The following is a 5,297-nucleotide window of genomic DNA, read 5'->3' as shown; positions in this document are numbered from 1 at the left end:
TTTTAAGGTATAAGGCGTTTTAACCAGCTGTTTTGTACGCAATAAATAGGCAAAGAATAAGCGAATCGCAAAGAGTTGTGTATGAATATAACTGTTACTCAATGGCTTTTTTCTTCGGCTACTAATCACGGTTTTCAAATGAAAATAAAAAGCTTCAATATGATGACTTTCAATTGTGTAAATAAGTTCGTGTGAATGCTCAAACAGGGCTTTAACGTACTTTGGATAATGATTGACCACTGTTTTACAATAGCCTAATTGTTGTAATTCTGTTCTAAATTCATCAAGTATATCTTGCATAACTATGACGGTTTTGAGGTTGTCTACTTTTGGAACATGGAACAATAAGCAAGTTATAAGTTTTAAGTAGTTAGCTATAAGTTATTTAAACCTAAATTAATTGTTCCAAGATTGTTCCCTATTGTTTCAGTGGGTATCATAACTGTTCTATTTGTCGTAGAATCTTTTCTTTAATGGTTTGTCTTAACTTCTGGTAATCATCCCAATAATCCACACGATAAGCAATTTTACGTAAGTTTCCTGCATATTTACTCGTTAGGTATTCAAGTTCAATTAAGCTATTCATGTAGCGTGAACATTGGGCTTTACTCATATTAAAAGCTTGGCGGATTTCTCGTTGTGTAAAGTCGATTTCAGAACCATTTGCATTTTCTTTGTGTGCTTTTTTGCTTAAATACGCTTTTAATTTCTCAAAAAACTGACGTAAACTCCCGTCTAATTCATCCACTTTTAGGACAATACTTTCAAAGAGAACCTCCGTTGCTTGCTTTAGATCCTCGACCTGTGTGATTAACTTTCCATCGTCTGTCAATTGCCTATTTTGTTGATTAATCAAAGTGATTTGACGAACGATACTTTGAAACATTTCGTTTAAACGTCTGATTTTATGCACTTCTTCGGGTAATTCTAATCGAGTAGCAAACGGATTAATCACATGATACGGCACTAAATTTCGGATGATATTTTGTAAAAAATGTTTCGTTTTTTCTTCGGATTGATGGCTGACTTCGCCAGCATATCGCCTGTTTTGGTAGGCGATAATTCGGCGGGATTGTTCGCTACTTTCGTCGACCGCTAATAGAAAACTACGGCTCATATTATCTTCGTAAATCTCACCTTTTGTCGTTGCAGAAAGTGAACTAAATACGCCACGAACCTCCTTTTTAACGGCTTTAATATTGCCTTTTTTATCCTTGATACTCACTGAACTACTTAATCTCTGATTACTGATTAATTCACGCATGGCAAACATGGCTTCGTCTTTTAAACCGTCTAAATCCTCGATGATAAGCAATTTTCCAACTAATTCATATTCGCCCCAATTGTATAAACTACTTTCGGTAATTCGAGTAAAACGAAGCACATCTTCTTGTGGCATTAAATCGGCTATTTTACTGATTAAATGTGTTTTTCCACTGCCAGAACTTCCTTGTACAATGGCGTGAAGTGGATGTTTGGTTTTATACGAACTTGCAATAATAAACAGTAACAATCGGCTGTCCTGCTCGCCTACAATTCCACTTTTTTCGATTAAATCATTCAACTGAAAAAATAAATCGGTTGTCATTTTAGGCTGTTCCAAAGGTGTTGGTACAGTTTCTTTTTCAATTGAAAAAGAAGTTTGAGAAGTAGAAAAATCAATTGGTTATCTTTTCTCCAAACAGTCTAAAACAATTGTTTCATCATAAGCCATTAAAGTTTCATTGACATCTTTATCAATGAATTGAACATTATAAAACACCACTTTTGGATGAATGGATTGAAGTAATTTTGCATATTTTAAGGTAGCTTTTTGACCTGCTTCATCCATATCAAAACAGAAGATAATTTCTTCCAACTCATTGAGTTGTTTTATTATTTCTAATAGTTCGTTTGTTAATCCGTTCGTCCCAAAACAGGCAAGTATTTCATATTTTCTTAATTCTAAATTCGTACTTCGTAATTGAAGTAATGAAGCTGCATCAATAATACTTTCGGTTAAAATCAGCTTTTTAGCTTCTCGATTGGGATAATTTGGATATAAACCTTGTCTGTTTTTCAAATAAAAATGGCGAGAATCTTTATTATCAAGAGTTGAACGGAAATAAAATGAAACGGTCTGCCCATCACAGTTTTTTAATGGAAAAACAAGGCATTTATTTCCGAATGGTTTATAGGATTGTCCGCCTGTTCTACTGTTGGTTCCGTAGGGAATTAAAAGTCCAGCTTCTACACATTGATTGATTAAATTTTCATCTTTTCGTGCTCCATGATGGAATTGTCCCGAGTTAAAACCGACTTCTAATTCATCAAAATTTAAGGCTCTCGAATGGCAATAATCTTTGGCAGGATCACTGCATAATAAGCCTTTTCTAAAGCTGAGATACATTTTTTGTAAAAACGATGAATGTATGGCGGTTAACGTTTTATGCTCTACGTTTATCCCATTATTCATTTGTAAATTTTCATTATTCACTAAAAGCGAAGCTTTCTTTATTGCCTCATGTTTGCTTAATTTCTCATAATCTTGCACAAACTGAATCACATCGCCTGTTTTGGAACATGCATGACAGTTGTAAAAATTCTTTTCCAAATTAACCTGTAAACTCGCTGTTTTATCCGAATGAAACGGGCATTTCAGCATATTGTTTTTAGGTTTTAATCCGTAATGATGCAGTACGTTTGCTAAACTTAATCTCGTCTTTATCTCGCTTATTTCCATTTGAAAAATTATTTTAATTTATTTTTATGCGGAATGTGTTACGCAAAAATATAATTCATTTCTCAAATTAACAACTAATCGACTTCTTTTTTATGTAATGTATTACTCGTATATTTGCTATATATCATATAAACAGTGCTTTTATGAGTAATGAATTAAACATTAGTAGCAAAATAACGCTCTTACGCAAGGAGAAAAACTGGTCGCAAGTAGAACTTGCAAAACAGATTAGTGCTTCTCGAGAGATTATTAGCAGATATGAACGAAACGAAAGTCAGCCATCTTTGGATATGATTATCAAAATGGCAAATGCTTTTGGAGTAACTGTTGATTTTTTAACAGGACAAAGTGAAAATGCTTCTTTCGATAAAGAAACAGTGGACAGAATAAATGATATTCAGAAAATGGACAGTACAACCAAAAGTGTATTGTTTAATGTAATTGATACCTATATTCAGAATTTTAAAACAAAACAAGCTTTCTCTAAATAGTTGAATAATGACAACGCAAGAAATCTATATCGTAGAGCCTTCTACATCGGAAGAAGCGAAAGCATTAAAAGCTTTTGCAAAGGCTTTGAAAATGAAAATTACACGACAAAATACTGAAAATACCGATTCTACAGAAGATGTAAAGGCGAGTTTGAAACAAGCTGTAACAGAACTAAATCTGATAAAAGAGGGAAAGTTAAAAGGTATTTCTGCCAAAGAGTTATTGGATGAGTTATAATATTATTGCAACGCCGGAATTTCTGAAAGAAGCCAAAAAACTTGGAAAGAAATACCGTTCGTTGAAAGAGGATTTAGCTGTTTTAATTGAAGAATTACAACAAAATCCTACCTTAGGAACTGCTTTAGCCGATAATTGTTACAAAATTCGTTTGGCAATAAAGTCGAAAGGTAAAGGTAAAAGCGGTGGAGCAAGAGTAATAACGCATCTTTTTATTGAAAATGAAACAATTTATCTACTTTCTCTTTACGATAAAAGCGAGCAAAATTCTATCTCCGATAAAGAAATAAAGGATTTACTAAAACTGATAAAATAACAAAAGGCAAACCTTAGTTTGCCTTTTGCTTTATTATGAATTATTTGTAATTAATATGTTGTATAATAACAACACTTCTGATACACTACCCTAATTATTATTCTTTTCGATTTATTTCTTCGGATAATCGTTTAATCAAATAACCTGCAAGTTTTCCATTTATAGGTAAAGGTAGGGTTAGTGATGCTAACTGATATTCTCCATATTTTTCATTATTAATATCTTTTAATACAAAATACGATGGTACTCCTCTTACAAATTCTGCATTTGGAACTTTAGTTATTAAATTTGTATGATATTTTTTTAAATCAAATATAGGTTCTGCTTCAGATAATAATTTATTAGATTTCTTTTTATCTTTTCGTTGTTTTCTAGTCTGTTTAATATTATTTATGAAGCGAACTTCATTTACAGAGTCTAAATCATCTAAAGCTATATAATATTCTTTATAAAAATCTTTTTTCTCTGTTTCAATAATAAGATAAAAATATTTATCTTCTAGAGAGTATAAAATAATTTTATGATTCTCATTATTAAACAATTTGAAAACTTTTTCTGCATTATTTCTACTTTTTGATATAGAACTAAATTCATCATTAATTTGAGCTATACAAATTGAAGAAAGAAAAAGTAAAAAATATAATATTTTCATTTTATAAACTATTTAGTAAGAGGTATTTTTTTAGGGTCTTTTATATGTCCTTCAGAATAACCTCCATGATCTTTCCCATCTCTTTGAGGCATACCTAATAATCGTCTTATTAGATTATCTGCTCGTATAGCATTTGAATTATTATCTGCAGGAGTAAGTTTTCTAGCAGATGGGATACCATGTCCAAATAATTCATGTCCAGAAGTAGAACTTCTTTCATTACCAGATACATTTGAATTTATAAAAGAATGAGAACCATTTTTGGTTGGAACATTAAAACCTTCTTTACCTAACCCTGTTACTAGACTTGTACTTAATTTATCATCTATTACCATTGCATCTCCAACTCCAGACTGAATACTATTCATATGCTCTTTAAATGCTGCAGCACCTTCTGTAGATGTAAACTCTCCGCTCATATATTCAATAGTATGTATTTCTTTTGAATTAATTGTATTTGTTACTATATCAACATAAGCCTTCTCATCTTCATTCATATCAACTCCTGATAAAGCAGAAGCTAAATCTTTTGAGTTTATGGATTTAAATTCCTTTCCTTTAACATCAATAAGTCCTCTTAGTTTACTGAATTTATCATCTTTTAAAACATTATGAATATCTTCTTTCATTTTCCCTACATCTTCTTTGGTTTGACCTCTAATAATATCTTCTGCAATCATTCCATCAGGGTCTATAAATCTTAGGGGATTATTGAGAGCGTAAGTATAAGGTGAATATCTTCTGCTAAGTTCAGCAGCAGGGTCGATATTGAACCATCTCCCTATTGCAGGGTCGTAGTTTCTTGCACCGTAGTCGTATAAATTTAAGCTTAATTCATCTTGAAGCTCTTTCCCATTGTATTTGTATTCCTACATCCC

The 5,297-nt window shown here is 31.8% G+C and carries 8 protein-coding genes and 1 pseudogene; 3 read left to right on the top strand and 6 right to left on the bottom strand.

The features are described 5' to 3' along the window. From B3M86_RS03070 to B3M86_RS03060, 3 genes are all read right to left on the bottom strand, one after another. Positions 1-300 (bottom strand): hypothetical protein (locus tag B3M86_RS03070; protein ID WP_291075735.1); only part of this gene is annotated, 300 nt, incomplete at its 3' end. Between the two features lie 136 nt (positions 301-436). After that, positions 437-1,588 (bottom strand): hypothetical protein, encoded by a 1,152-nt coding sequence (locus B3M86_RS03065; RefSeq protein WP_291075733.1) that lies wholly within the window; start codon positions 1,586-1,588, stop codon positions 437-439. A gap of 78 nt (positions 1,589-1,666) precedes the next feature. Continuing rightward, positions 1,667-2,722 (bottom strand): CHC2 zinc finger domain-containing protein, encoded by a 1,056-nt coding sequence (locus B3M86_RS03060; protein ID WP_291075731.1) that lies wholly within the window; start codon positions 2,720-2,722, stop codon positions 1,667-1,669. 143 nt (positions 2,723-2,865) lie between these two features. On the opposite strand from B3M86_RS03060, the gene B3M86_RS03055 reads away from it, so the two are divergent. The 3 genes from B3M86_RS03055 to B3M86_RS03045 are packed head-to-tail and all read left to right on the top strand — an operon-like array spanning position 2,866 to position 3,767. Next, positions 2,866-3,213, top strand: coding sequence for a helix-turn-helix domain-containing protein (locus B3M86_RS03055; RefSeq protein ID WP_291069246.1), 348 nt, complete (start codon positions 2,866-2,868; stop codon positions 3,211-3,213). 7 nt (positions 3,214-3,220) lie between these two features. Next, a complete protein-coding gene (locus B3M86_RS03050) occupies positions 3,221-3,451 on the top strand; it encodes a hypothetical protein (RefSeq protein WP_219035473.1) in 231 nt (76 codons plus the stop codon). Then, positions 3,441-3,767 (top strand): type II toxin-antitoxin system RelE family toxin, encoded by a 327-nt coding sequence (locus B3M86_RS03045; protein WP_291069249.1) that lies wholly within the window; start codon positions 3,441-3,443, stop codon positions 3,765-3,767. The genes B3M86_RS03050 and B3M86_RS03045 overlap by 11 nt, the downstream gene beginning before the upstream one ends. 97 nt (positions 3,768-3,864) lie before the next feature. Here B3M86_RS03045 and B3M86_RS03040 read toward each other — a convergent pair whose 3' ends face one another. The 3 genes and pseudogenes from B3M86_RS03040 to B3M86_RS03030 all read right to left on the bottom strand — a co-directional run. Beyond that, on the bottom strand, positions 3,865-4,419 hold the full coding sequence (locus B3M86_RS03040) for a hypothetical protein (RefSeq protein WP_280052095.1): 555 nt from the start codon (positions 4,417-4,419) through the stop codon (positions 3,865-3,867). Positions 4,420-4,427: 8 nt separating this feature from the next. Further along, positions 4,428-5,099: a hypothetical protein gene (locus tag B3M86_RS03035; RefSeq protein ID WP_280052093.1), complete on the bottom strand. Its 672-nt coding sequence runs from the start codon at positions 5,097-5,099 to the stop codon at positions 4,428-4,430. A 9-nt stretch (positions 5,100-5,108) separates the two neighbouring features. Next, positions 5,109-5,273, bottom strand: a pseudogene (locus B3M86_RS03030) (RHS repeat-associated core domain-containing protein); the annotation flags it as partial. Between the last annotated feature and the right edge of the window lie 24 nt (positions 5,274-5,297).

This window comes from Empedobacter sp. UBA6305 (assembly GCF_002440405.1).
Classification (GTDB): domain Bacteria; phylum Bacteroidota; class Bacteroidia; order Flavobacteriales; family Weeksellaceae; genus Empedobacter; species Empedobacter falsenii_B.
Note: the sequence above shows the minus strand (reverse complement) of the source record. Positions and strands in the feature narration are given on the sequence as shown.

Bases quoted from the DNA above. Each gene is read 5' to 3' on its own strand.
- B3M86_RS03065 (WP_291075733.1), bottom strand. From the start codon at position 1,588: ATGACAACCGATTTATTTTTTCAGTTGAATGATTTAATCGAAAAAAGT.
- B3M86_RS03060 (WP_291075731.1), bottom strand. From the start codon at position 2,722: ATGGAAATAAGCGAGATAAAGACGAGATTAAGTTTAGCAAACGTACTG.
- B3M86_RS03055 (WP_291069246.1), top strand. From the start codon at position 2,866: ATGAGTAATGAATTAAACATTAGTAGCAAAATAACGCTCTTACGCAAG.
- B3M86_RS03050 (WP_219035473.1), top strand. From the start codon at position 3,221: ATGACAACGCAAGAAATCTATATCGTAGAGCCTTCTACATCGGAAGAA.
- B3M86_RS03045 (WP_291069249.1), top strand. From the start codon at position 3,441: ATGAGTTATAATATTATTGCAACGCCGGAATTTCTGAAAGAAGCCAAA.
- B3M86_RS03040 (WP_280052095.1), bottom strand. From the start codon at position 4,419: ATGAAAATATTATATTTTTTACTTTTTCTTTCTTCAATTTGTATAGCT.
- B3M86_RS03035 (WP_280052093.1), bottom strand. From the start codon at position 5,099: ATGATTGCAGAAGATATTATTAGAGGTCAAACCAAAGAAGATGTAGGG.